Origin of the sequence: Paenibacillus sp. DP01, from assembly GCF_044784315.1 — a bacterium.
Lineage (GTDB): Bacteria > Bacillota > Bacilli > Paenibacillales > Paenibacillaceae > Paenibacillus > Paenibacillus polymyxa.
In genome coordinates this window covers 5365634-5391729 of sequence record NZ_CP173059.1, presented here as the reverse complement: position 1 = coordinate 5391729, position 26096 = coordinate 5365634, and the positions used below count along the sequence as shown (strand labels likewise).

The following is a 26096-nucleotide window of genomic DNA, read 5'->3' as shown; positions in this document are numbered from 1 at the left end:
GTCAAAATGGGCCGGTTTTCTTTCTTGAAGGCTTACACGAATAGCAAATCTTGTAGAATAAAGTAGTTTTATTTGGAAATTCCTCGATTTCTGGCTGGAAACACCCACAGAATGTTACTTTAATTTCATTCATTAAAATGATAGATTGTAAAGTGTTCAATAGAGCTAAAGATTACCTATTATAAAGAGGTGGATAAAGGATGGACTGGAAGCACTGGTATAGGGAATTGGAACAGGATGATGAGACTTGGGATGTGTCGGAGGAGGTTGTACTGCGTGGTGTGGTACATCTTGATTTTTGCGGGCATCCGTCGGAGGTAGAAGTCGAATTTATCGTGGGAGCCGACTCTGAAGAACAGGCACAGGCTATAGAAGAACCTACGGAACCTCAGAGAAAGACATGGGAGAAGTATATGGCATGTTCGTCAGCGATCCATCCTCAAGTATTGGAGTCCATATACCATCATTATGTAGACATCGTGGAAAAGTATCGGAAGGCATACAGCTTATGGGGAGAGGACCCTAATGAATATGCGCCTTATGTGGAGCGACCAGAGCAATTGCTGGATCGAATGCAGCTTATATCTATACTGATTTCCGACTCATCGGAAAAGGATGAACTATATTTGAATTTTAATTGTTCCTGGGATCGAGAGCATGGCTTAGGCGTACATCTGAAGCAGCTAAAAATCGAGCATATTCAAGGTTTATATACATTATATGACTTGGAATAAATAACTCCCTTCCGGTCTCTAATAGAAAGACCGAAAAGGGAATAGGATATGATGGATATAACAACGTGATTGGATACGATAAAAATATTAGTTGGATACAGACAGCACGGCTCGGGCTGCTTGAGCCGCCTGTACCATTTGCCGCAACGCGGCGACAGATTCCTCCTTGGTGCGGGTTTTCAGCCCACAGTCTGGATTAACCCAGAACAAATCTGCTGGCAGTACGCGCAAGGCACGCTGAATCATGCTTAGCATTTCTGATTCATCAGGAATGCGCGGGCTGTGGATATCGTACACGCCCAGACCGATGCCTTTGTCGTACACCTGATCCTCAAAGCTAACAATCAGTTCACCATGACTACGAGAGGTTTCAATAGAAATCACGTCGGCATCCATGTCTGAAATGGACTGGATCATATCTTGGAATTCGGAATAGCACATGTGTGTATGGATTTGGGTCGCAGGTTCAACAGTGGCCGTGGTCACAAGGAAGGCTTGAACCGCCCAATCCAGATAGGCCTGCTGTTGTTCTTTTTTCAACGGGAGCCCTTCGCGAATTGCGGGTTCATCCACCTGAATCATGCTAATACCCGCTTGTTCGAGTGCCTCTACCTCTGCCCGTAATGCCAGAGCTAATTGCAAAGCAACTTGCCTGCGTGGAATATCATTGCGTTCAAAGGACCAGTTCAAAATGGTCACAGGGCCTGTAAGCATTCCTTTAACTGGTTTGGAGGTTAACGATTGGGCAAATGCCGCCTCTTCCACAGTCATTGGTTGATCGAACGACACATCTCCGTAAATAATCGGCGGTTTAACACAGCGGGAACCGTAGGATTGCACCCATCCGTTTTGTGTAAAAGCAAAGCCTTTCAGCTTTTCGCCAAAAAACTCCACCATGTCGGTCCGTTCAAACTCCCCATGTACAAGCACATCTATGCCAATGTCCTCTTGAATATCAATCCATTCCTTGATCTGCTGCTGGATGAATGTCCGATATTGCTCGGCAGACCATTCTCCTTTGCGATAGTGCAGACGGGCCTTGCGAACCTCAGCAGTTTGCGGGAAGCTGCCGATGGTCGTCGTAGGCAGTGGGGGCAACTTCAGCCTATTTTGCTGAATTATACGGCGCTCGGCGAAAGGAACGCTGCGTGATAGTGGCTCCTTTGCCAACAGGTTGGCCAAATCGGCAGCTGTCTGTACCCTTGCCGCTGAGCTGTTGAAGCGGGCTACCGCTTCCGCACTTTGCTCAAGCTTGGCAAGTGCGGATGGATCATGCTTACCAAGTGCAGCCGTCAAGACTGCGATTTCATCCAGCTTTTCATCGGCAAAGGCTAGGGCATGCACCAGCTCTCGGTCCAGCTTGTGCTCTGCTTCCAGACTGACCGGCACATGCAGCAGACTGCACGATGGCTGCACGATAAGCTGTTCTGCATTGATTTGTTCTGCTAACTGGCCCAACAGCGCAGCCATGGCATTCAGGTCGCTGCGCCATATATTGCGCCCATCAATGACACCAGCACCCAGCGTTTTCCCTTTGGGGAAGCCATGTCGCGATATATGCTGGAGATTTTCGCCATCATCATAGACAAAATCAAGACCCAGTCCCTGGACTGGAAGTTCAGTCAGACGCTCATAATGATCTAGGCTACCAAAGTAGGTTTGCAGCATGATGTTTAAGGAGGGAGCAGCTTGGGTCAAAGCTTCATAGACCTCCTGAATAATATCCAGATCCTCTACTGGGAATGAGGTGGTCAGGACAGGTTCATCGATTTGGACCCATTGTACGCCTTCTGCTGCTAGTTCGGACAGGACTCGGGCGTATAAAGGCAGGAAGGTTCGTATAATAGAGGCCAGATCCTTACGATCATAGCCTTTGGATAAAACAACAAATGAGTAGGGACCGATGAGAACCGGTTTACCGTCAATACCTAGCTCCTGCTTTGCTTCACGATAAGCGAGTAAGGGCTTATTTTCAGTGAGCACTGGAGCCGCATTTTCCAATTCGGGAACGATGTAGTGGTAATTGGTATTCATCCATTTGGTCATTTCGCTGGCGGTAGCTCCCTTCTGCCCACGTGCCATCCCGAAATACACAGACAGAGGAACCGGACCTGTAGGACGATAGTTGAACCGTTCGGGTACGAGACCGAACATCACAGATGTATCCAGCACATGATCGTAATAGGAAAAGTCTCCGACAGGAATGCGATCAATCCCTTTGTCACGTTGCTTGCTCAGATGCTCCAGACGCAATCTTTTCATCTCACTATGCAGTTCACTTTCGTTAATACTACCCTGCCAGAAGCGCTCCAGTGCTTTCTTCCATTCCCGGTTCCCGCCGATACGCGGATATCCCAGATTACTGCTAGTCAAACCGGACAATGTAGATCGTTCGTTAATGGACATGTAGGTTTCCTCCTAAGTGGTAGCCAGTTTATTTTTACGTACCAAAAAAGGCATTCTGTCCCCAAGGCTAAAAATAAGTAGGGGAAAGAATGCCTCCGCGATTAAAATTCAAAAATACGGCGACTGCTCTTAACACCTCCCTATCTTCCGTAGGTACTGCGATGTTGTTAAAATAGGCAGGTCTCCTGACTTACGGATCATGACGTTCAGCATCCCTTCCCGGTCTGTGGACCAGTGGGTGTATGAGCAGCTGAACATTCCCCGTTTACAGTGGCGGGACCGTCCCGGATTTGCACCGGCTTCCCTTTTAAGTCTGATCTGAATAGAACAGACACCTATTTCCAAACTATGCGATTAAGGTATGACGAATAATTATGCACTCGTATACTTGTTCACCATCATAAGTGAAACTCACAGGATGTGCAATAGAAACAGTAATAGAAACTGGGGTGCAATCTGTTAGTTATATGCAAAAAAGACAAGCCCAACCCATCGTGGGGAACTTGTCTTTGGTATAGCATCTTGCTAAGTAGAACATCGCCTTTAAGCTAATGAAACGGTGTAACCTGCTTGAGTACTGGCTTTCACATCTACCAGGCGCTGATTACGGCTGCCCCGAAAGGGGAGGGTCAGATCTTTTTGCTGTTCAACAAAACGGCCATCTACAATCACGTCACACAATAGCGCCAGCTCCTGTCGCTCCTGATCCATGAGCAGATCTTCGTAAACAAAGCCTGTGTAGGCCCAGACGGTTCGGTCGGGACAAGCCGCACGGAAGTCACGTACAAATTGCGAGCATTCTGCTGCTGAGAAAAAAGGGTCTCCCCCGCAGAGAGTCAATCCGTCCAACAGCGGATTATCCATGATATCACGGATGACCTCCTGTTGACGCTCGGGCGTGAATGGCTCCCCTGCGCGAAAGTTCCACGAAGCTGGATTAAAGCAGCCGGGACAGGCATGGCGGCAACCGCTAATGAATACGACGGTGCGCAGGCCGTATCCTTCATTCAGAGATTCCGGAATATAGCCGCACAAATTCACTTATGCTTCACCCGGTCGCGAACTTCGGCTTGCTTGGCAGCATTAAAACGAACGGTATAATCACCTGTCAGATATCCGGTTACCCGACGTAAACGCTGAAAGTGCGTGTGTTCCTCATCCGTGCCGCATTGAGGACAGCTTGTCCCGATAATCCCTTCATAGCCGCATTCCGTACAACGATCCACCGGATGGTTGATGGAGAAGTAGCCAATGTTCTGATGCAGCGCGTATTGAACAATTTTAAGAAACGCCTCCGGGTTATTCCGCGCATTACCGTCCAGCTCGATGTATGAAATTGCACCCGCATTACATAGATTATGGAACGGAGCCTCCAAGCTGATTTTACGAGCAGCCGGGAGCTTGTAATACACCGGAATATGAAAGGAATTCGTGTAATATTCCCGGTCATTTACTTCAGGAATAACTCCGAAGTCACGTTGATCCAGCAATGTGAACTTGCCCGACAGCCCTTCGGCAGGTGTCGCGAACAGTGTAATATTTAGATTGTGATGTTCACTCATTCGATCACAATACACGCGCATGGAGGTGATGATTCGCTGTGCTTCACGGTATACAAAATCATCCTCTCCGTGGTGTTTTCCGTATAATGCTTTCATACACTCAGCCAGCCCGATAAATCCGATCGAAAGCGTACCGTGCTTTAGGACGCTTCCCACCTTCTCATCAGGTGCCAGTTCTTTTCCGCCTTCCCATACCCCTTCGCGCATCATAAAGTCCGAGGCTTTGGCTGGCTGGCTGGTCTGGATATGATAGCGATGGATTAGACCGTCTACTGCAATTCGCATAACCTCTTCCAGTCTCGCGTCAAAGCGGTCACGGTCAGGTGTCAGACGCTTGCCTGTGCAAATACCATATTCAATCCCGAGCCGTACCAGATTAATAGTATTAAATGAGAGATTACCCTTGCCGCTCTGGCGGTTTCTGCCGAAACGGTCAGAAATGGTACGGGTACGGCAGCCCATCGTGGCAATGATGGTATCCGGGTCATCTGCGCGGTAATAAGGCAGATTGAAGGTAGCATCCACATTCACAAAGTTGGGATACATCCGCTTGCTGGAGCATTCTACCGCTTTTATGAACAAATCGTAGTTGATATCGCCCTCTGCCTGGTTGACTCCTTTTTTACATTGGAAAATATGTTGTGGGAAAATAGGAGTTTCCCCGCTGCCCAGTCCACGAATCGTGGCTTCCAGCAGCGATTGCGAAACAAGCCGACCTTCAGCAGACGTACACATCCCGTAATTCAGTGAAGTGAACGGAATTTGCCCCCCTGCCCGACTGCTCATCGTGTTCAGGTTATGAATGAGCGACTCGGCGGCCTGCCGGGTTTCTGTTTCCGTTTCCTCATAGGCAAATGAGTATGAACGAGGGCAGACTTCTTGCAAATGGGTATTGGCTAAATGCAGTTCGTCATCAGACCAGTTGGAGTCTATTTCTTCCTTGAACAACCGGAGTCCTTTGCGCAGGTGCTTGCGGAAGGAACGAGCAACGTATGGAGCTAGATCCCAATCTATTTTATTGGCAGAGACACCACCAAATTGGCTATTTTGTTGAGACTGGAATATGATGGCGACCAGTGCCATAGCAGACATAATTGTTTGCGGTGTGCGTACAGAGCCATTGCCTGTATTGAAACCGTCTTGTAGCAAACGACCAAATGGGATAAAGATACAATTTGTAGTTCCGAGCGCATATTGGTCCAAATCGTGAACATATACATACCCATGGTCAATCGCGTCTGTTAATTCAGGCGGAAGTACACGCAGGCGCGCATACCATTTGGCATATTCCGAGCCAAGCTTGCTCATTTTGCCGCTAAACGATTCTCCATTTAAATTTGCATTCTCCCGCAGCATGTCCAGATCTTGTGCCCCAATGACTCGCTCACCGATGTCGTATAATTGATGTTCCTCCAGCACCTTCATCGTAAAACCCTCCATATAGTAAAAAATATATATTTTTCACAAAAACAACATATTGATGATATCTAGTGATAACCAATTGTTTCGATCTATATATTGTATATACGTAGACATTGAGAGTATGTGACTATTGTCACATTGATAGAGGCGAGAAGCAGGAAAAGGCCAGGTATAGAATAAGGGACACATCCACAGATATGCACCTTACTCTACACCTGGCCATTGTAGTTACAGTGAAATAAGTAGGTTTTCGAGTACATCGTATATGATATTGGGAAAAAAATTTTTAGAAGGTTTAGAGCAGCTTTTTCAGTTGGGACACACGGCCTTGGGAAATATCGAGCATTTCTGCATACACTTTTTGTGGCAGGTTCGGATGTTCCTGAATCAGCTTGCGGAGCTTTTTTACCATTTCACCTTGTTGCACTCTGGAATGCTTGGGCTGCCAGGTAGTGTTGGCTTGGTTCGATTTGGTATGTTCTTGAGCCTGGATGGCATCGTTGCTTGTGGCATGTACATGTTCATCGTTCTTTAATAACTGGATGCAATCAGCGCAAATAAAGCTGTCCCGAAAATAAGTTAAATGATCCACTGCGCCGCAAAATTTGCAGGAGACACCCGTGTATTTCCTTAATACAAATCCTTCTTCATCTACGAAGAATTCAAGCGAATCACCGATATTGATATCCATAGTGGTGCGCATTTCCTTAGGGAGTACAATTCGCCCCAGCTGATCCAGAGGCCGTGTCATTCCGGTATTTTTCATCAGCGCTTCCTCCTTCAATGATATATCCTGATTATACCAAAAAATATCATTTTTAGCTTTATATAAGAAAAAGAAATTGTAACTTTTTTTCTCGTATGCCGCGGTTTGTATTTCATCCAATTTAGGATGTTTTCGGTATTGTTGCTGGTGTACTCCTTTTTCGTTATGATATATTAAAGCGCTTTCGTGCATAACTTTTTATCATCTTAATGAAGCTAAGGAGATGACGGATTTGAGTCATGAAACAACGGGTATCGAATATTTATTTCAAGATCCGAAGATTCAACTAGATGAGCGTGTACGGGATCTCGTGTCGCGACTAACCTTAGAGGAAAAGATCGAATCTATGCTGCAATACCAGCCGGCCATTGACCGTTTGGGAGTTGCAGCTTACAAGCACGGTACGGAAGCAGCACACGGGATAGCCTGGTTGGGGGAGGCCACTTCATTTCCTCAGCCTGTGGGTTTGGCCTGTACTTGGGATACGGAGTTAATGCGTCAGATCGGCTCTGTTATTGCAGATGAGGCGCGTATCTACTATCGTCGTGATCCAAAATTGAACGGTCTTACCCTGTGGGCGCCTACAGTGGATATGGAGCGTGACCCAAGATGGGGAAGGAATGAGGAGGCCTACGGCGAAGACCCGTATTTGACGGGAGAATTGTCGAAGGAGTTAGTCAAAGGGATCCAGGGTGATCATCCGGTATATTTGAAAGCGGTTGCGACGTTAAAACATTTTCTAGGTAACAATAATGAAGTGGACCGGGGTATTGGCTCCTCCAGCATAGACCCACGAAACCTGCGAGAATATTATCTAAGAGCATTTGAGAAGCCTTTTACGGAGGGCGGAGCCCAGTCGATGATGACTTCTTACAACTTGATTAACGGAACGCCTGCTACGTTATACCATGGTGTTAACGATATTGTCAGAGGCGAATGGGGAATGGACGGCTTTGTCGTAAGTGATGCGGGTGATGTGATGGGGATTGTAAACGACCATCAATATTACGATTCCCATACGCCGGGCGTGGCTGAATCTATTCGCGCTGGAATTGACAGCATTACCGATGATGCAGAGCTCTCCAAGCAGGCGATTCGAGAAGCTTTGGAGCAGGGCTCGCTACAAGAAGAGGACTTGGATCGGGCATTGTTCCATACGTTCCGTGTTCGTTTTCGTTTGGGGGAATTTGATCCGGCGGCAGACAATCCCTATGCCTCCATCGGGGAGGAGGCTTTAATGACAGAGCAAGCCCGTGCATTGTCGTTGCGTGCGGCGAGGGAGCAGATCGTACTGCTCAAAAATGAGCAGGAACTTTTGCCATTGAACCCTGCCCAGTGTGGCAAAGTAGCGGTCATTGGTTTGCATGGCAATGAGGTGTTCCGCGACTGGTATTCCGGTACGCTACCTTACCGGGTTACACCGCTGGAGGCGATTCGTGCCAAGCTGGAAAGCGGGGGCGCGGAGGAACGTGTCGTGTACTCCGATGCCAAAGATCGTGTGACCTTGACGGCATCGACTGATGGCGCGAAGCTCATAGTTAATTCTTCTGGCGATATGCGCTTGTCCCAGGATGGAGAGCCAACGGTATTGACCATGACAGATTGGGGCTATGGCAGCGTGACGCTGCATGATGAACATCTGGGTACCTATGTGACGAGCGATGAGGAGACGCTTCGCGTGACAGCTGCTGAAGCGTATGGCTGGTATGTTAAAGAGGTCTTTGGACTGACTCCTGTAGAACAAGGAGAGCATCTGTGGACCACGTGGAATGGTAAGCCAGTGATCGCAGGAACGGAAGGCTCCTTAAAGGTGATGGAATCCGCAACTCCTGCATCTAATGTCACAGACTCCGACCGTACGACTTTCCGTATTGAGACGGTATCGGATGGCTTGGCGGAGGCGATAGCCGCTGCGCAAGCGGCAGATACAGCGATTGTATTCGTTGGAAATCACCCGCTCATTAACGGAAAGGAAGAGAATGATCGCCCAGGCTTGGAACTGGCTGCTTCCCAGCAGCGACTTATCGAGGAAGTATATCGCGTTAATCCGAATACGATTGTGGTTCTGACGGGCAGCTATCCTTTTGCGATTCCTTGGCTTCAAGAGCATATTCCAGCGATCGTATATACGTCTCATGCGGGACAAGAGCATGGTACAGCCATAGCGGATGTATTGTTTGGAGATTACGCACCCGCAGGGCGTCTGAACATGACCTGGGTTCAGAATGAGGATCAATTGGGTGATATCAGAGATTATGATATTATCCGTGGCGGCCGTACCTATCAATATTTTGAAGGTGAACCGTTATATCCATTTGGACATGGGCTAACGTATTCGCCATTTGAATATAGTGATCTGCATACAGACGCCCATAAGGATAACGTTAAATCTATGGCTACACTTGACGCCGCAGATACTATCCAGGTGTGGGTAGATGTGACGAATCGGGGGGAAGCTGCTGGCGAAGAGGTTGTACAACTGTATGTACGCTCTGAAGCCTCGCGCGTAAAGCGTCCGTTGAAGACACTGTGTGGATTTCAACGCATTCGCTTGGAGCCAGGTGAGACGCGAACGGTCTCTTTTACGGTTCGGGTAAAGGATTGGGCGATTTGGGATGTCACACGGGATTGTTATTGCGTTGAATCGGGTGAATATACACTGCTGGCAGGTGCCTCCTCAGCAGATATTCGATTGGAGCATCCTGTGTACGTTCGAGGTGAAGTTATTCCACCACGGCAAGCTGGACCAAGGATACGAGCTGAAAACTTTGATGATTGCTTCGACATCCTGCTGGATGAAAGCAAGGAGCAAAGGGAGGCCTGTGTACGTCCCCGTTCACCGCAACGTTCTGGTTGGATTGCTTTTCATGGCGTAGACATGAATACGGTGAGTGTAGCCGAGTTTCAGTGCCGCGTGTCAGGCAACAGCAGTGATGCAGCCATTGAACTGCATTTGGATGGGCCAGACAGCCAAGCTGTGGCACGCATCAATGTGGGTAATACAGGAGGGGCACAAGCATGGGTGACACTCTCGGAAAAGGTACAGTCAGCCTCCGGCATCCGGGATGTTTATCTGTCACTTAGTGGAGAAGTACGACTAGGTCATTTTACTTTGGGCGCTAGGGATCCAGAGGGTTCCGGCTTTCAGGCTTGAACTTACATCTGACATCACGTACAATGCATTCAACGAAGTTTCTACAGCTTAGGGGTGTCATCTCATTTGAATAGTGAAAAAAGACTACGCACCGCAACGCCCAAATGGCTTGGAATTGCGGTAAAGGCGCTTGTCTATTTGGAAAAACACGGGGAGCTTTGTGCCAGCGGCTCTATTGCCCGCTCCATTGATTGCGAAGTCACTTTGGTGCGCAGAGTGCTGACACGGCTTGTGCAGGCTGATTTGATTGCAGCACGTGAAGGGCGCGAGGGAGGTTATGTGCTTACCCGTTCAGCGGATCATATTACACTTGCTGATATATACCACGCCATTGAAATATGTGATCCCATTTTCCCGGGGATGATGCATGAACCGGAGACGAACCCTTTTTGCGGGGAGTTGGCGATCGCCGTATCTGAGATTTTAGCTGAGAGTGAACGTCGTATGCTGGAAGTATGGGAATCTCATACGCTTGCTTCGCTCGCCAAGCGTACATCCCTTGTGGTGGGGAATTGCAATCATACTGAAGATAAGGATGCCAAGTCACCTTCCCCTAGGGATTAACATCTTTTCTTTTTAAAAGGATAATAGCCGATACGATCCTCAAGAGAGGGTTGTATCGGCTATTTCTGTGTAAGGGTCATGCCTCAAGTTATATTTCATAGGAGCAAACCCGATTACGTCCTGCTTTTTTAGCTTCATATAATGCTTTGTCCGCCTGTTCCAGCAGGGCTGCTCCGGATATATCTTCTCCTGTACCAGGGAAGGTGGTCACGCCGATGGACACGGTGACTTTAAGAATAAGTCCGTCCGCTAAAACAAACTCGTACTGATTTACTCCGCTAAGAATCTGATTAGCTATGCGTAATGCTTGCCGAAAAGCACAATTCGGCAATAGTACGGTGAATTCTTCTCCCCCGCTGCGAGTGACTACATCATTAGTACGGCACTTTTCCATTAAAATCTGCCCAAGCTGACGCAGCACTGTATCGCCTGCGGCATGTCCGTAGGTATCGTTGACTTTCTTGAAGTGATCAATATCCAACACCAGTACAGATAAGTGCTCATGACGTTGACGAGCTTGAGGGAGCTGTTCTTCCAATGAGAACTCAAGCTGTCTTCTATTGCTTAAATTAGTGAGATGGTCTGTGTAGGAGGTATGCTCCAGTCGAAGTAACAGCTCATTGGATGTGTTGATAGATTCAGCAATGAGGTACAGAAGACATCCGCCGACCATGGAAATGAAGAATTGGAGCGGATACACGTGCAGAACATCATCGAGATTTTTCAAATTTATCATAAGGGGACAGAATATAATGCCCAAAGCAAAAACATTCATCATAATCAGCTTGGGTAAACGCGACCAGGACAAATGTGACAGTACAGCACACCCCAGACCAGCGAGCAGTATAAAAATGGCGCCTACGATGGCTTGAGTGTTGATACCAAACAGCAATAGTCTGCCTAAACATATAAAAAGCGTTGCCATAAGCGCAGCTGGGGCGCCGATATAAGTTGCGGTAGCTACGATAGCCAGATGTCGAAGATCAGCGATGGTATTAAATCCTACTGGAATGGAGTAGTACATGATAACAATGCCATAGCACCCAAAAAGAGCGCCACCAATCCAATGTACCTTATGCGTTAAGGTGTGTAGACGGATTTTATACCTTTGTGAAACAAGACCGGTTATGTACAAAAAGGTGACAAGGATACAGGTATTTACAAAAAACGTACTAAACAAGATGTTAACCCTCCCGAGAGGCATATTCCTTCATTTTATCAAAAAGAACTGACATTAGGCTTAAAAAATTAAAAATTTATTCAAATTTATTACGCTGGGTTTGCTTAAAACGTTTCGATCGAGTGCTTGGTGCATAACTGGGAACAGATTGAGCATACTCCAAAGATACATTAATTAGGAAATAGGTAGTGTACTGTTGCCATTTGGAGAGGAGGTTTGCTCATGATTCGCTATCCCTATCGCAAACATAATAGAAAATCGGGTGTGGATAAGAAGAATGGAAATTCTCCGCGCTATTTAAAAATCGAGGCTTGTTTGGAAACCAACTTGCAGCAAGTTAAGGAGTTGACGTCAGATAGCCCAGACTTTCTGATTCGCCGCTTTAAAGTGGGCCTTAGGGCGGATGTCCCCGCCGCTATTGTGTTTCTAGATAGTATGGCCAAAACGGATACGGTGAATGAACTCATCATGAAATCCATGCTTAGCCGCCCATCTGCTGAGGTAGCTGTGGAGGTGGAGAGCGCAGAGGCGCTGTACACAAAAATACAGAGTCACGCGCTTGCACTTGGAGAAGTGAAGGACTGTGATGATTGGAATTCCATGATGAAGCAATTGTTAATGGGGGACACAATCATCTTATTGGAAGGCTGCGAAAAAGCCATTGCGTGCGGTACACGTGGGGGAGAGACACGCGCTGTCAGCGAGCCAACAACCCAGACAGTCGTCAGAGGACCAAAAGATGGATTTGTGGAATCTCTGTTCACGAATATTTCTCTGGTTCGGCGACGGATTAAAAGCTCTGATCTTACACTGGAAATGTTTCAAGTGGGAAGCACGTCTCTCACGAATGTGGCCATGCTATACATGAAGAATATTGCGAATCCACGTGTCGTAGAGGAGGTTCGTAAACGGATAGAAAGCATCAACATTGACGCTATATTTGAGTCCGGCATGGTTGAGGAGATGATACAAGAAAATCATTTCACACCCTTCCCAACGATCTTTAACACGGAAAGACCTGATACCATCAGCAGCAATATTATGGAGGGCCGAGTGGCGCTTATTATAGACGGAAATCCGTTTGTATTGGTGATGCCCACAGTGTTTGCTCAATTTTTCCAGAACTCTTCGGATTATGAAGAGCGTTACGATATGGCGACTGTTGTTCGGCTCATTAGATATATCAGCTTCATTATTCTTATTCTAGGGCCTTCTCTCTACATTGCTTTAACAACATATCATTATGAAATGATACCGACTCCATTGCTGATTAGCATATTAGCTCAGCGGGAATCCGTTCCTTTTCCGGCATTTCTAGAGGCGTTAATTCTGGAGATCACCTTTGAGATTTTGCGTGAGGCAGGTATCCGAATGCCGCGTGCGGGTGGCCAAACGGTATCCGTTATAGGAGCGCTTGTGCTGGGTCAAGCGGCTGTGGAAGCCGGAATTGTCACCCCGCTACTCACGATTGTAGTAGCCCTGACGGGGATAGCCAGTTTCGCAATCCCAGCCTACAACATGGCAGTAGCCGGGAGATTGTGCCGATTTATTTTCATGATCCTGTCTGCGTTCATGGGCCTATACGGCATTACATTGGGGCTGATTGCGCTAATTGCTCATATGAACAGTCTGAGTTCCTTCGGGGTGCCCTACATGGCGCCTTTTAGTCCTTTTGTGCTGGAGAGTCAAAAGGATGCCGTATTGCGACTCCCATTCTGGATGATGAAGAAACGTCCTAAAAGCATTACGTCTAAGAACCAGAAACGAATGAAGGATGGAAGCGGAAATTCCCCTTCGGATAAAACCACGCCGATGCAGGAGGGGGGCAATCAGGGTGTATCAGGGGAAGAGGAATGAACAAAGTGCTGTAACCTTTAAGGGGAGAATAGGAGGACTGTGTTTGGTCTTGCTTCTGTTCGCTCCATTGTTATCCAGTTGCTGGGATTCTGTGGAGTTGAACCAGCGAGCCGTAGTAGCGGGAATAGGAATTGATATGGCGGGGGAGTCAGAATATGAGGTCTCCCTGCAGGTGATCGTGGCAGATGAAATCGCTGGAGCCAAAGCGAGAGGAGATACCCCTGTCGTTTTGTATCGGGAAAAGGGCAAAAGTCTGTTTCAAGCGATTCGCAAAGCTTCACAGAGGATCCCACGGACTATTTCTCTGGCGCATGCTAGATTGGTCGTCATCGGAGAAAAGCTGGCACGGCATGGAATTGGCGATACGCTGGATTTTCTGGAAAGGTATACGGAAACCCGTCTGACGATGAAAATGCTGATAGCACGCGGTGAAACTGGAAAGGATGTACTGGCAACCATGACTGCGATCGGCCGCATTCCCGCTAATGATATTTCAGGAAAGCTGGAATTATCTCAAAATTTGTACGCTGGGGATTACGCGGTGAGTGTCGATGATGTCATTCGCAGCATGTCCAGTAAAGGGAGTGGTCCTGTGCTTACGGGCGTAGAGGTGAGCGGCAATTTGGAGCAGGCCTCACGGAAGGACAATGTGGACAATGTCTTACCGGAAGCAGTTGTTCACATTAATGGGATGGGAGTATTCCAAAAAGATCGTCTTGTCCGCTGGTTGGACGATGGCCAAGCAGTTGGACTGTCTTTGATTAATAACAAAGTGAAAAGTGCGGAAACAACAATGAGTTGTGATAAGAAAGGGGAAACCGTTAGTATTGAAACCTTGTTCTCTAAAACCCATATAGACAGTCAGATGGAGCGAGGTGAGCCTGTTTTTGTAATTCATTTGAAGCAGACCGGAGCAATACAGGAAGCTGAATGTTCCATTAACCTGAAAAGTTCAGAGGTTATCAAACGATTGCAGGAGCAATGGGCAGAGGAAACGAAACGCGTCATTTTATCAACCGTCAAAGAGGTTCAGCGTACTGGCAGCGATGTGTTCGGCTTAGGTCTTGCACTTGAGAGGAGATACCCAAAACAATGGAAAAGGCTCTCTTCCGATTGGAGCCGTTATTTTGCAGAAAGCACCGTTCGTGTTCAGGTGACTTCGGTATTGAAGCATACACAGTCGCGAACCAACCCGTACTCAAGGGGAGAAGCCGACTAGTGAAATCAGGAAGGGGGGAAGGCGATGAAGAAGACACAGATAAGTTCAAAAGAAATGATCTCTCTCATGGTGCTGTTTGAATTGGGCACATCCATGATGTCTATTCCCGGTAGGGATGCGGGTAAGGATGTATGGATCGCCATCCTCATTTCCACGATTGTTGGGGCATTGCTTTTTGTTTGCTATGGCAGCCTGCACCGACGTTTTCCTGATTTGCTTATGACACAATACTGCAGAGCTCTTTTGGGCAAGAAAGCAGGGAGCGCGCTTGCTTTTTTATATATCGTGTTTTTTCTCTACGGCGGAGCACGGGATCTTAGGGATACGGGGATCCTGATTGCTGACCGTACACTTCAGCATACGCCGTTGACAGTCATCTGTGGCTTAATGGTTGTACTTGTCATGTATGTGGTGTATTTGGGAATTGAGGTTGCAGGCCGGACGGCCATTATCATGTTGATTTTGCTACTGCTGCTGGGTCTCGCTACTAATATGTTGATTTTGTTGGCAGGCATTGTGGATGTGGGCAATATATTGCCCATAGCCGAGCATGGCTGGCAGCGGATATGGCAAGTAGTTTATTCGCAGGCCGTAATGCTACCGTACGGCGAGATGGTTACGTTTGCGATGATTCTTCCCACCTTAAAAAAAGGCTATCGTGCCAATGGGGTAGGGGTCTCTGCTATATTGTTTGGAGGGCTACTCCTGTCTGTTGTTACGCTGTCCAATGTGCTTGTACTAGGAGAGGACGTGTTCAAACGGGCGACTTATCCCCTGCTTACTATGATCAGCAAGGTCGAAATATCTGATTTTATCGACAGAGTCGATGTGATCGGCGTGATGAGCGTTATAATTTTTGATTTTTTCAAAATCTTCATCTTTTATTATGCCGCAGTTAAAGCGGCAGAGGATGTATTGAGAATATCCTACCATAAACTGATTCTGCCATTTGGGCTGATCATGTTAGTCTCTTGTGTATTAATGGCACTGGGTTATCAAGATCACCTTGAAACAGGCGAGTTTGTACTGAAATGGCTGTTTCCGATATTTGCCGTGTTTTTTCCACTCTTACTTCTAATTGTATCGTGGCTGAAAAAGACCCGGAATAAAAAAATAGAGGAGAATGCCCCATGAGTCATCGTCTTGCCAATAAAACATACATCAGTACCGGACAAATGCTCATTCTGATGTTCCATTTTATTCTAGGAAATGCAGTCATTATTAATATGGATAGTGAATATGAACGGAATACTTGGATTGCTCAGACTATTGCTATGCTGGTCGGAATGGTATTGTTCCGGATGTACACCTACACGGCAGAGAGATTCCCCGGCCAAATGTTGACTACCTATGCTCGTCAATTGGTAGGGAATAAGGGTGGAACGGCAATAGGGGTACTGTACATTCTGTTTTTTTTGTATTTGACCAGTAGAAATTTACGTGATGAGACTGAACTGGTTCGTGTGTCTGTACTGGAAAAAACACCGAGCCTAGTCGTGGCTTTTCTGATGATTCTCTGTGCAATCTATGTCCTCTGGCTTGGCTTTGAAGTACTGGCCCGTACGGGGCAGGTGTTTTTTGTAGTAATCCTCATCGTTATGCTTTTGGGAAATACATTATTGCTCTTATCGGGCAGTGTTCATCTTGAAGAACTGATGCCCGTCATGAGTAAGGGTTTTAAACCTGTACTCATGTCAGCCCTAAGGGATCGTTTGGCTTTTCCTTTTGGTGAGCTGATTTGTTTTATGATGTTTGTCCCTTCTGTAAAAAGGCCTTCACAGATCACCAAAGCTGGATATATAAGTATTTTAGCTGGAGGCACTATTTTAGTTGAAGTCGCAATATTAAATGTAACCGTGCTGGGGACCGATATAACAGAGCGTTCTATTTTTCCATTATTAAGTACATTCCAGAACGTGCAGCTTTCGGAATATGTGCAGCGTCCAGATGTTATTGTACTGATGTCCATTATTATCGGAGACTTTTTTAAAGTGGCCTTGTTTTCTTATGCAGCAGTGTTGGGGATATCGGATATATTTGGTTTACCGTACCGAAAAGTGCTCTTACCTTGCGGTATTATTGTTTTACTATGGTCACAGATAGGGGCAACAAACCTGAGTGAGCACTTTGAATTTGGACGACTGTCCCTCATCTATGTTCATCCATTATTTGTTTACGTTATTCCTTGTTTGTTCTTCCTGCTGGCTCTCTTGCGGAGAAGCAGAGGAAGAAGTTGAAACTTTGAGGAAACGTGACCATTGTGAGAACAGGAAGCGAAATGCATTTCCTATTGGCTTTTTGCCTACATTTATAAGGAGCACCATGAGCATTCCCACCAGCACAATATATTCTGATGGTCGCATCGTGCGAAAAGCCAATGAAACAGGCTCCCAAGGATGATGAACACCAAAAAGCCACTTTACCGACACACTTGTCCCAAGCATTAGTAGCATAAAAAGTATGAATATCCAAAGTGTTTTCATCAAACATCCCTCCATGAGCTGAATGTATATCATGTATACATTGTGTTGCAAAGCGGCACAATTTATCCGATCTCATTGACTTGAAATAAATTAAGATTTATACTTATTCTAAATTAATTTTTATTGTGATTATAAGTTTGTAATAAATATAATCTGCGTTGGTTAAGGGAGATGCGGTATGAGAACTTTAAATTTAACTTCGCAGCGCCAAGCGGTATATGATGTGGTCCGTGAGGCCCACGATCATCCTACCGCTGCCGATGTTATGAATCGGTTGATGGAGCGCGGATATAATCTGGCCTATGGAACGGTCTATAATTCATTGCGTTATTTAACGGATAAGGAATTAATCCGTGAGCTGAAACTAGGGGAAGCTGCTAGTCGTTATGATGGTCGGATGGACGATCATCAGCATATTATTTGTCAGGTATGCGGCCGAGTAGATGAAGTGATGAGTGAAGTCCCACACGATTGGATTGATACGGTTGCGCATGAAACGGGATATACGATTGCCCATGCCCATGTCGTATTCGGAGGAGTGTGTAAGGAATGTCAAAGCAAGCGAATCAAGTAACGAATCGTATTAAAGTAGCTGACATGCCTAGACGGGTGAAGGGCAGTTGGACATCGATGTTGTCTGCCCCGTCTACACCTGCGGTGCAGACCGTTCCTTCTAATGAACCTTTGTATTGTCCGACCACGCGTCGCATCATCCTGATCAGTTCCGTACCGGGTGTAGTCCACGGTGTGGTGCGTACGTTGTCAGATGCGTGTTTTGACGTAATGGTCTTCCATCGCTGGGAGCCTGAAGTGCAGCGTCATTTGGGGAGCGACCTCTTGATTTACGATTTGACCGCCACTGATCCACGGCGTGAATTGCTGAGTATCCGCAATGATCTTGAGCATGAATATATGAAAGACACACCAGTCATGTATGTGGTTCAGGATCGGATGTCTTTACGTGCGCATGAGCTGCTTCCTTCGGAAGAGGTACTGATATGGCCACTAGCATCCAACCAAATGGTGCATGACATTGAGCGGATGATTGTGCGTCATCCGGTGATTTCCCGCCAGGCAGCGCAAACCAGTCAGCGTACGGTGTTCAAGGATATCTGGATTGACCGTGATAAAATGTTGGTATATAAGGAAGAAAATCTATTGAATCTAACCAAAACAGAATACGATTTGCTATTGAAGCTGATAGATTCTCAAGGAAAAGTGATCTCGCGCGAGCAAATGATGCATGATATCTGGGAAACCGATTTTGTCGGCGGCAGCAATGTTGTAGATGTGCATGTCAAAAGTTTGCGCAAGAAGCTGGACGATCGACCTGCGGAGCCTGAATATATAGCAACCGTAAGAGGTGTAGGATACAGATTGGCAGATTAAACGGAAAGTTATGAATATCGATAAATTCCGCCGGATGGATACCATTCGGCGGTTTGTATACGGTGCCTAAAGCTGACACTAGGTGTGACAGTTGACTTTATCAGGATACATACACTACAATCGGTAGTGTGAGGTGCTTCTTATGAAACGACTGAATTTTAAAGCTGGCGAAACCGGACTTAACCGATTTTTCGGGCCTCTGGAAGCCAAAATCATGGATATTTTATGGTCCACTTCGGATCGGAGTATCAAAGAAGTGCAGACCGCATTGGAGGGGGATCGGGACTTTAACTTCAATACGGTAATGACCGTGATGAACCGTTTAGTGGAAAAGGGGATTTTGAGCAAAAGTATACGCGGGAGAACGTCCTTATACCGTCCTGTTTTAAGCAGAGAAGAGTTTATGGATGAGCAATCCAAAGAGCTGAGTCACGAACTGGTGGATGAATTTGGTCCGCTTGCTGTTAACCATATGATTGATGCTCTGGAAGTAGCTGATCCGATTTTGATCGAACGTTTGGAACAAAAAATTAAACAATGGAAAAAGGATATGTAGACGATGTGGAAAACACGTTCTAAATTACTGTTTACAGCAGGCGCCTTGATTTCGGGTTTTGCCCTTATGCAGATGGGGATGTACGCCGGGCAGCATGTTTTCGGCTGGAAATTGAATTTTAACGTGTTTCAAATTTGCAGAAGTTTGTTGCAGCACTATGGAATCGGCTACATGGTGGATGCGCTCAGTGGACTGGTTTTTGTAACCTTCGGTATCGCCGGAGGAGAAGCAGTCAGACAGTGCATGGCTACCAGGGCAGCTTTCCGCAGACTGCATCGAATGCGCGACCTGCCGTTGACCGAAGCACTGGGTGAGCGATATCGCGAACTCGGGACCGATCGAATTTGGGTCATTGATTATGCCAAGCCTGCTGCCTTCACCATGGGTTTATGGAAGCCGCGAATTGTATTGTCCTCTGCACTGTTGTCCGTACTGGACAAGCATGAGGAAGAAGCGGTTATATACCATGAAGCCTATCATATGAAGCATTATGATCCATTGAAGACCTGGTTCCTGCAAATGTGCGCTACACAGCTGTTTTACTTGCCGGTGCTACGTCACATTACCAACCATTACAAGACGGCCCGTGAAATCTTGGCGGACAACGAAGCGATTCATCGAGCCGGTTCACCGGTTGGAATTGGGAGCGCATTGCTCAAGCTTCTGAGTATGACACCCGCTAATGCCCGTCTGGTAAACTCCGCCGCTTGTTCCTCTTTTGCAGAAACGTCCATTAATTATCGTATCTCACGTATTCTAGACCCTCAACAAAAGCCGACCATTCAGATGCCTTGGCGTTCGATTATGTTTTCAGGCTATGTACTCGTCATGCTAACGCTTATGTTTACACTGGCGTTAATCTAGTTTGGCAATATGTATCATAGAAGGTGGCGCCTTGTGCGCTACCAGTTCTTGATATGTATAACACTACATTTTGTAGTGTTAATTATCTAATCCGTATACAACTTAAAGGAGATGAGTTTATGAATCAAACGCTTGCGAATATTGGATTGTTATTGGTACGAATTTTTACAGGAGTTATTTTTATCGTTCACGGTGCACAAAAGTTTCAGGGACTAGACGGAACCTCCGGCTTCTTCCAGAGCCTCGGACTCCCTGGCTGGATGGCCCCTGTGGTCGCTACGGTTGAGTTGGTTGGAGGGATTGCACTGGTTCTGGGTATCGGAACACGACTGGCTGGAGCGGCATTGACCATCGTAATGATCGGTGTATTGCTGACTGCAAAAAAAGGACAGCCTTTTGGCTCGATTGAATTTGATCTCCTGATTTTGTTCACCAGTCTTCAGCAAGCCCTTGTCGGTGGGCGTTTTCTGGCGGTGGATCAGTTGTTTGGCCGTAAAAAGGCTGAAAATAGTAACGTACAGGTCTAAATGTTCATATTACCGCATCCTTAGTCTCATAGGATGCGGTTTTTGTTTTGCTCTTTTATGAAAATTCTTTGTAAATGATTTGCTACTTTCTGCCGATATAACTTCCATGGAATGTAATGAAATAATATCGCTTTTTGAGCAAAGGGGAAGAAAGATACATGGCAACAACGCGAAAAAGAAAGACCATATGGACACTCAGGAACAAGTTGATTTTAGGCTTTTTACTTGTTTTGCTGATTCCAAGTTTAAGTATTTCCATTGCAACCTATGAATCATCATATAATGCTATGGAGAAACAGCTTTACAGCAGTGCAAATCAGGGGGTAACGACAGCTAACTCCGTGATTGAATATGCAATCGCCAGTAAAATTGAAGATGTGCGATATTTGGCGGAACGCCTCGACGGTTCGATGATTGATGGTCGAAATAGCCCCTTGATTGAGCCCAAGTTGATCCAATACAAGGGCTTGCACGAAGATGCTACAGATATTTTTGTCGGTACACCAGAGGGCTTGATGATCCGGGGGGTGCCTAAGGAGGATGAAGGAACATTTGACCCTCGCACACGACCATGGTACATAGAAGCGATGAAGCAGCCCGGTAAGGTTGCAATTACGCCTGTTATCATCAATTCATCGGGTATTCCTGTTGTTGTAGTATCTCAGACGCTTTCCGACCAGTCTGGAGTTATCGGGATCTCTCTGAATCTGGAAAGTGTACGTAAACTGGCCTCCATCAAAGTGGGCCAAGAGGGGTATATCATCATTTTGGATCATTCGAAGAAATTCGTGGTCCATCCTACGGCTAAAGCGGGTTCATCTCCTCAGGAGAATTCGCTTGATAAGTTGTATACTGCGCCGAGCGGGAATTTTAAATATATGCATGAAGGTCGCGAAAAATATTTGACTTATGTAACGAATGAGGATACCGGCTGGAAAATTGCAGGTACCTTCTATCAATCCGAGATTAACGATGCCACCGCTGCCATGCGTTATGTAACTATTTTCGTGCTGGCTGCCTCGTTGGTAATTGCGCTTATCGCGATTTTCCTAATTACCCGTTCTGTTCTGGTACCGATTCGTAAGCTGCAAAAATCAGCAGAACGAATCAGCGAAGGAGATTTGACGGGTGATTTGGAAACTGGAAAAACAGATGAGGTGGGCGAACTGTCTGCTCACTTTCAAACCATGGTGGATAGTTTGCGCACGATGATTCGAAGCGTACGCGAAACGACAGATCGGGTAAGTTCTTCAGCGGAAGAACTGGCTGCGGGTGCAGATCAGACGACCCAAGCCATTGAGCATGTCACTATTGCTATTCAGGAGGTGGCTGTAGGCAGCGAACGTCAGTTACAAAGCGTCAAGCATGGCTCTGTGAGTATGGAGGGACTGGCTCAGCAAGCAGCGGATGTATCCGAGCGTATGGTGGGTGTATCTGAACATGTGAAGATGAACGCCGAGTCAGCACAGGAAGGTAGCAAGGCTGCTACGCAGGCTGTACAGAAAATGCATGATATCGACGAGACTGTTCATGATCTTGGACAAGCTATGGACTCCCTGAGTGAGCGCTCTGGTGAAATCGTGAATATTATCAGTGTTATATCTGGTATTGCCAAACAGACTAATTTGTTGGCATTGAATGCATCCATTGAGGCCGCACGCGCTGGGGATCATGGTAAAGGATTTGCCGTGGTTGCTACAGAGGTACGCAAGCTGGCTGAGGAATCTGCCAAATCGGCTACCTTGATTTCGGAGCGCATTGAAGCGATGCAGGTGGATATGAACCATGCTTTGGGCGCGATGCAACAAGCGCGGGCACGGGTGACGGAAGGTATTGATTCGGTAACCACATCCGAGCATTCCTTTGCGGAAATCAGTCAGGCTGTCGAACGCGCGATGGGGCATATCCATGATATTACTGGAGTGACTCAGGAAATGGCACGGGGGACTGTAGGCGTCGCAGATATTATGAGCGATATTTCCCACATCTCGGACGAGGCAGCGAGCAACACCGAGTCGATCTCAGCGGCGGCTGAGCAACAGCTGGCTTCCATCGAGGAAATTGCTTCATCCACAGCAGACCTGAGCCAAATGGCAGAGGAGCTGCGCGAACTGGTTGGACGTTTCCAGGTTGAAAAAAAATCCTGAAATGATAAAAAGCGCCCGGATACCGGAGGTTATATTCCGTATCCAGGCGCTTTTTTTGATGTTTTATCATAACTTTGGTTCGCAGGGTTAGAAGTCACCGTTGAACGACTTGCGGCGATTCAGACGGAAACGGGCACCCCGTGAGCTGTTGGACGGACGCAGAGAGCTTCTTTGAAACATATTGTTCAGAATCAGTGCGAAAATGACCAGTACAGTCCCGTACAGTTCAAAACGGCTAATGGCATAGCCTTGGAAATACATAAGTACCAGCGTGGTAATCGGTACAAAATTAATAAATAGAATACCGTTTAGCGGAGACAGCTTGCGGATTCCGGCATTCCAACTCAGCAAGGCCGCTAGCCCTGGAAGCAGGATCATAAAGCTCATTTCGTATTTGACTGACCATACGTGCTGCCAATCCGGCACTGCAATCCAGTTGAAAGCAGAGGCAAAGGTCACGACTACAAAAGAAACCAGAGTTCCAAGCAGGCAGGTCAAGGTTGAATATCGAAGAGTAGACCACCCTGCAAAATGACTGCCTCCCATGGAATATACGACCCAACCGACGACACCCACGAAAATAAGCAGCAGCGCCAATAGATGTTGTCCGGCAAGCGTGAAAAAGGTCCATTTGCCGTTCGTGATAACCAGTAATGCCCCAGCCAGCGCAATCAACATGCTGATTAATGTATATTTTGGAGGCATTTTACGGGTCATGATCCACACCATCGCAATGGAGATCATCGGCATTAGCACTTCCATAATAGCAGCTACAAGGGTACCTGCTGCCCCCATCGCGTGCTGTCCCTGGAAAACGGCCATATTATAAATGGTAAATCCCATAGTTCCGAAGAACAATAACACCTTGCCCTTGCCCTCAAAGCGAAATGCAGTCCGTCCCTCTTTGAGCCACAATAGCACTATTAATATGAGTGTAACCGATAAATAGCGCAAAAATGAAAAGTACAGTGGATTAATATGCTGTAATGCAATGTGCGAAACCGGAAACATCGCCCCCCAGGACATACTGGCGATCAGGCATAGTAAAGATCCGGTCATGATCTGTTTGTTCATGGTGTACAAAAGCTCCTCCTTGCCGGTCTCAGCGGACATATCTTATGGACACATCATAAAGGATAGGAAGCTGTTGGTAAAATGATTGAAAATAAACATTATGATCATTTAAAATGATGATAAGTGACAAGGCGCGTCAATTTTGGTGGTCCTTGCCCTTCACAATAAGGGGGAACAGTAGTGGATCTGAACGATTTAAACATTTTCCAGACGGTGGCTGCACATGGCAGTGTCAGCAAGGCTGCAGCCGAGCTTAGCTACGTCCAGTCCAATGTAACGGCCAGAATCAAGCTGCTGGAAAAGGAACTGCAGACGCCTTTATTTTATAGACATAAGCGGGGGATGATCCTCAATGCTGAGGGCAAGCGTCTGCTGCAATATACGAAAAGCATTTTATCGCAATTTGAGGAAATGAAGCATGCGTTTCAGAACACCTCTACACCTTCAGGGGTGCTGGAGATTGGTATCGTGGAGACTGTCATTGCCCTTCCGGCCATTTTACATGCTTACTACAGTAAGTACCCGGATGTCGAATTGTCCCTCAAGGCCGGGGTTACGGAATCACTGGTGCAGGAGGTCGCAGAAATGCGACTGGATGGAGCCTTTGTAACCGGACCAGTCAAGCATCCGCTCATTGAACAGTTTGATGTATTTCAGGAAAAGCTGGTCCTCGTATCTCAAGGAAATGACTTTTCGGTTGACGATTTTACAACTCGTCCGCTCCTGGTATATAAAAAAGGCTGCGGCTATCGGGGAAGACTGGAAACCTGGCTCAAAATGGAGGGGATTATCCCCAAGCGGATCATGGAGTTTGGGACATTTGAGACGATTATCGGCAGTGTAGCGGCAGGCATTGGAATGACCGTTTTCCCCGAATCCTCGATCAGCGGGCTGGTGGCTCAAGGTCTTGTGTGTGGTCATGCCATCCCTGAGCCTTACAATGAAGTGACAACGGTGTTTATCCGCCGTAAGGAGGCCTTCGTTACCAGTACCTTGCAGTCTTTTATAGATGAGATTACCACTCAGACAGAAGCGTAGCTTTATGGCTTGGGCTCGGGTACAATGAGAGGGATTTGATCTCATTGTTCATCCTTGAAGGAGGGCTATTATGTTTACAATATATCCGGCTGCTTCCCGATTCAGCTTCGATAAGGGATGGCTGCGGGGGAGCCACAGCTTTTCATTCGCGGAGTATCAGGATGAGAACAATACAGCGTTTGGTCCTATGCGTGTCTGTAATGACGATGTCATCGCACCAGGCCGGGGCTTTGGGGCGCATCCGCACAGCGATATGGAGATTGTCTCCATTGTGCTGTATGGGGAGCTGCGTCATGAAGACAACCGTGGACATGTGGCGGTGACCCGTTTTGGAGGCATTCAGCGAATGTCAGCGGGGCACGGCATCATTCATACGGAGCACAACGCTTCGCAAACCGAGGATGTCAGTCTGCTGCAATTGTGGTTTAGTCCGCACACAAGAGGATTGCAACCTTCCTATGAGACTACAACGTTCAATACGGAACGTCTGCAAGGTCAGCTCCTGCCTGTCGTTGCTGGAAAGCGTGTACCCGGCACGGAGGGTGAAATAGCTTCAATTAATCAGGATTTAACGATTTATTTAAGCAAGCTTCAGCCTGGGGAACAAGTAGAATTTACACAGGCCGAGGGTCGGCGCGTGTTCCTGTTCGTCATCGAGGGCTCACTGCGTGTCAACGGTGAACATCTTCTGCAAGGCCGAGACTCTGCTCGCATAGAGGAGGAGCCGAAGCTATCACTGAAGGCAGAGGATTCTGTTTTTTATATGTTGATTGATTTGCCCTAAAAGGAGGTGCGCACAATGGCGCAGCAGGAAACATGGCTGATCAAGCATGCCGTCACAGGGCGAAGCTTTGCTGACAGCCGCAAGCAGCGTTTCGATTGTCGTTTGGAATCGGCGGACGGCGTGTTTCGCTTTACGCTTCAAGAGTTGCCGAGTGAGGCAGCGGAGGCGATTGTGCGTTTCAGCGAGGAGCTGAACGTATTTCGTTTTGTAACACCCGCAGACGGCGGATTCGTGGTAAAGCATTGGTATTACGTCACCCCGGAAAGTGTACAATATCATGCTCAGATCGGTGAGCTTACGTTTGAAGCCGGTTCTGAGATTGAATACCACCCTGAGGAGTATTGGGGAGACTAAATCTTCTTAATCATAA

22 protein-coding genes and 1 riboswitch are annotated in these 26096 nt (G+C 46.9%); of the genes, 16 read left to right on the top strand and 6 right to left on the bottom strand.

The annotated features are described in order from the left end of the window. Positions 1-200 precede the first annotated feature (200 nt). Positions 201-734: a DUF6985 domain-containing protein gene (locus ACH59B_RS23760; protein ID WP_016822769.1), complete on the top strand. Its 534-nt coding sequence runs from the start codon at positions 201-203 to the stop codon at positions 732-734. Between the two features lie 87 nt (positions 735-821). Here ACH59B_RS23760 and metE read toward each other — a convergent pair whose 3' ends face one another. The 4 genes from metE to ACH59B_RS23740 form a co-directional block, all read right to left on the bottom strand. Further along, entirely contained in the window at positions 822-3140 is a 2319-nt protein-coding gene (metE, locus tag ACH59B_RS23755) for a 5-methyltetrahydropteroyltriglutamate--homocysteine S-methyltransferase (RefSeq protein WP_017428578.1), read from the bottom strand. A 157-nt stretch (positions 3141-3297) separates the two neighbouring features. Further along, a riboswitch (cobalamin riboswitch) is annotated at positions 3298-3494 on the bottom strand. A gap of 189 nt (positions 3495-3683) precedes the next feature. Continuing rightward, positions 3684-4181 (bottom strand): anaerobic ribonucleoside-triphosphate reductase activating protein, encoded by a 498-nt coding sequence (gene nrdG / locus ACH59B_RS23750; RefSeq protein WP_016822771.1) that lies wholly within the window; start codon positions 4179-4181, stop codon positions 3684-3686. Next, the gene (locus tag ACH59B_RS23745; protein WP_017428579.1) at positions 4178-6127 is read right to left on the bottom strand and encodes an anaerobic ribonucleoside triphosphate reductase; all 1950 of its coding nucleotides are present in this window, start codon (positions 6125-6127) and stop codon (positions 4178-4180) included. Before ACH59B_RS23745 ends, nrdG begins: the two co-directional genes overlap by 4 nt. A 292-nt stretch (positions 6128-6419) precedes the next feature. Further along, complete coding sequence (locus tag ACH59B_RS23740) at positions 6420-6890, bottom strand: AbrB/MazE/SpoVT family DNA-binding domain-containing protein (RefSeq protein ID WP_017428580.1); 471 nt, start codon at positions 6888-6890, stop codon at positions 6420-6422. A 232-nt stretch (positions 6891-7122) separates the two neighbouring features. Here ACH59B_RS23740 and ACH59B_RS23735 point away from each other — a divergent pair, with 232 nt between their 5' ends. Both ACH59B_RS23735 and ACH59B_RS23730 read left to right on the top strand, forming a co-directional pair. Next, positions 7123-10044, top strand: a complete 2922-nt coding sequence (locus ACH59B_RS23735; RefSeq protein ID WP_404302838.1) for a glycoside hydrolase family 3 C-terminal domain-containing protein — start codon at positions 7123-7125, stop codon at positions 10042-10044. A 66-nt stretch (positions 10045-10110) separates the two neighbouring features. After that, positions 10111-10608 (top strand): Rrf2 family transcriptional regulator, encoded by a 498-nt coding sequence (locus ACH59B_RS23730; RefSeq protein WP_016822775.1) that lies wholly within the window; start codon positions 10111-10113, stop codon positions 10606-10608. Positions 10609-10696: 88 nt separating this feature from the next. Here ACH59B_RS23730 and ACH59B_RS23725 read toward each other — a convergent pair whose 3' ends face one another. Further along, a complete protein-coding gene (locus ACH59B_RS23725; RefSeq protein ID WP_017428583.1) occupies positions 10697-11788 on the bottom strand; it encodes a diguanylate cyclase in 1092 nt (363 codons plus the stop codon). A gap of 222 nt (positions 11789-12010) precedes the next feature. Between ACH59B_RS23725 and ACH59B_RS23720 the strand changes: the two genes are divergently transcribed. The 10 genes from ACH59B_RS23720 (at position 12011) to ACH59B_RS23675 (ending at position 22830) form a co-directional block, all read left to right on the top strand. Then, on the top strand, positions 12011-13645 hold the full coding sequence (locus ACH59B_RS23720) for a spore germination protein (protein WP_016822777.1): 1635 nt from the start codon (positions 12011-12013) through the stop codon (positions 13643-13645). Between the two features lie 43 nt (positions 13646-13688). Further along, a complete protein-coding gene (locus ACH59B_RS23715; protein WP_017428584.1) occupies positions 13689-14864 on the top strand; it encodes a Ger(x)C family spore germination protein in 1176 nt (391 codons plus the stop codon). A 24-nt stretch (positions 14865-14888) separates the two neighbouring features. Beyond that, positions 14889-15998, top strand: a complete 1110-nt coding sequence (locus tag ACH59B_RS23710; RefSeq protein ID WP_019688881.1) for an endospore germination permease — start codon at positions 14889-14891, stop codon at positions 15996-15998. Further along, positions 15995-17101 (top strand): GerAB/ArcD/ProY family transporter, encoded by a 1107-nt coding sequence (locus ACH59B_RS23705; RefSeq protein ID WP_017428586.1) that lies wholly within the window; start codon positions 15995-15997, stop codon positions 17099-17101. Before ACH59B_RS23710 ends, ACH59B_RS23705 begins: the two co-directional genes overlap by 4 nt. Before the next feature lie 424 nt (positions 17102-17525). Then, positions 17526-17921, top strand: coding sequence for a Fur family transcriptional regulator (locus tag ACH59B_RS23700; protein ID WP_013373543.1), 396 nt, complete (start codon positions 17526-17528; stop codon positions 17919-17921). Then, the gene (locus ACH59B_RS23695) at positions 17897-18736 is read left to right on the top strand and encodes a response regulator transcription factor (RefSeq protein ID WP_017428587.1); all 840 of its coding nucleotides are present in this window, start codon (positions 17897-17899) and stop codon (positions 18734-18736) included. The genes ACH59B_RS23700 and ACH59B_RS23695 overlap by 25 nt, the downstream gene beginning before the upstream one ends. Positions 18737-18878: 142 nt before the next feature. After that, positions 18879-19292, top strand: a complete 414-nt coding sequence (locus ACH59B_RS23690; RefSeq protein ID WP_016324858.1) for a BlaI/MecI/CopY family transcriptional regulator — start codon at positions 18879-18881, stop codon at positions 19290-19292. A 3-nt stretch (positions 19293-19295) separates the two neighbouring features. Beyond that, positions 19296-20156 carry a M56 family metallopeptidase gene (locus ACH59B_RS23685; RefSeq protein WP_016822783.1) on the top strand — a complete coding sequence of 287 codons (861 nt, stop codon included), beginning with the start codon at positions 19296-19298 and terminating at the stop codon, positions 20154-20156. A 119-nt stretch (positions 20157-20275) separates the two neighbouring features. Continuing rightward, positions 20276-20683 carry a DoxX family protein gene (locus tag ACH59B_RS23680; RefSeq protein ID WP_013373539.1) on the top strand — a complete coding sequence of 136 codons (408 nt, stop codon included), beginning with the start codon at positions 20276-20278 and terminating at the stop codon, positions 20681-20683. 158 nt (positions 20684-20841) lie between these two features. Next, positions 20842-22830, top strand: a complete 1989-nt coding sequence (locus ACH59B_RS23675; RefSeq protein WP_404302832.1) for a methyl-accepting chemotaxis protein — start codon at positions 20842-20844, stop codon at positions 22828-22830. Positions 22831-22917: 87 nt separating this feature from the next. Here ACH59B_RS23675 and ACH59B_RS23670 read toward each other — a convergent pair whose 3' ends face one another. Next, positions 22918-23904, bottom strand: coding sequence for a DMT family transporter (locus ACH59B_RS23670; protein WP_025366067.1), 987 nt, complete (start codon positions 23902-23904; stop codon positions 22918-22920). A 180-nt stretch (positions 23905-24084) separates the two neighbouring features. On the opposite strand from ACH59B_RS23670, the gene ACH59B_RS23665 reads away from it, so the two are divergent. From ACH59B_RS23665 to ACH59B_RS23655, 3 genes are all read left to right on the top strand, one after another. Then, complete coding sequence (locus ACH59B_RS23665) at positions 24085-24942, top strand: LysR family transcriptional regulator (protein ID WP_016822786.1); 858 nt, start codon at positions 24085-24087, stop codon at positions 24940-24942. Between the two features lie 70 nt (positions 24943-25012). Continuing rightward, entirely contained in the window at positions 25013-25726 is a 714-nt protein-coding gene (locus ACH59B_RS23660; RefSeq protein ID WP_025366066.1) for a pirin family protein, read from the top strand. Between the two features lie 15 nt (positions 25727-25741). Beyond that, positions 25742-26080 (top strand): hypothetical protein, encoded by a 339-nt coding sequence (locus ACH59B_RS23655; protein ID WP_019688877.1) that lies wholly within the window; start codon positions 25742-25744, stop codon positions 26078-26080. Positions 26081-26096 lie beyond the last annotated feature (16 nt).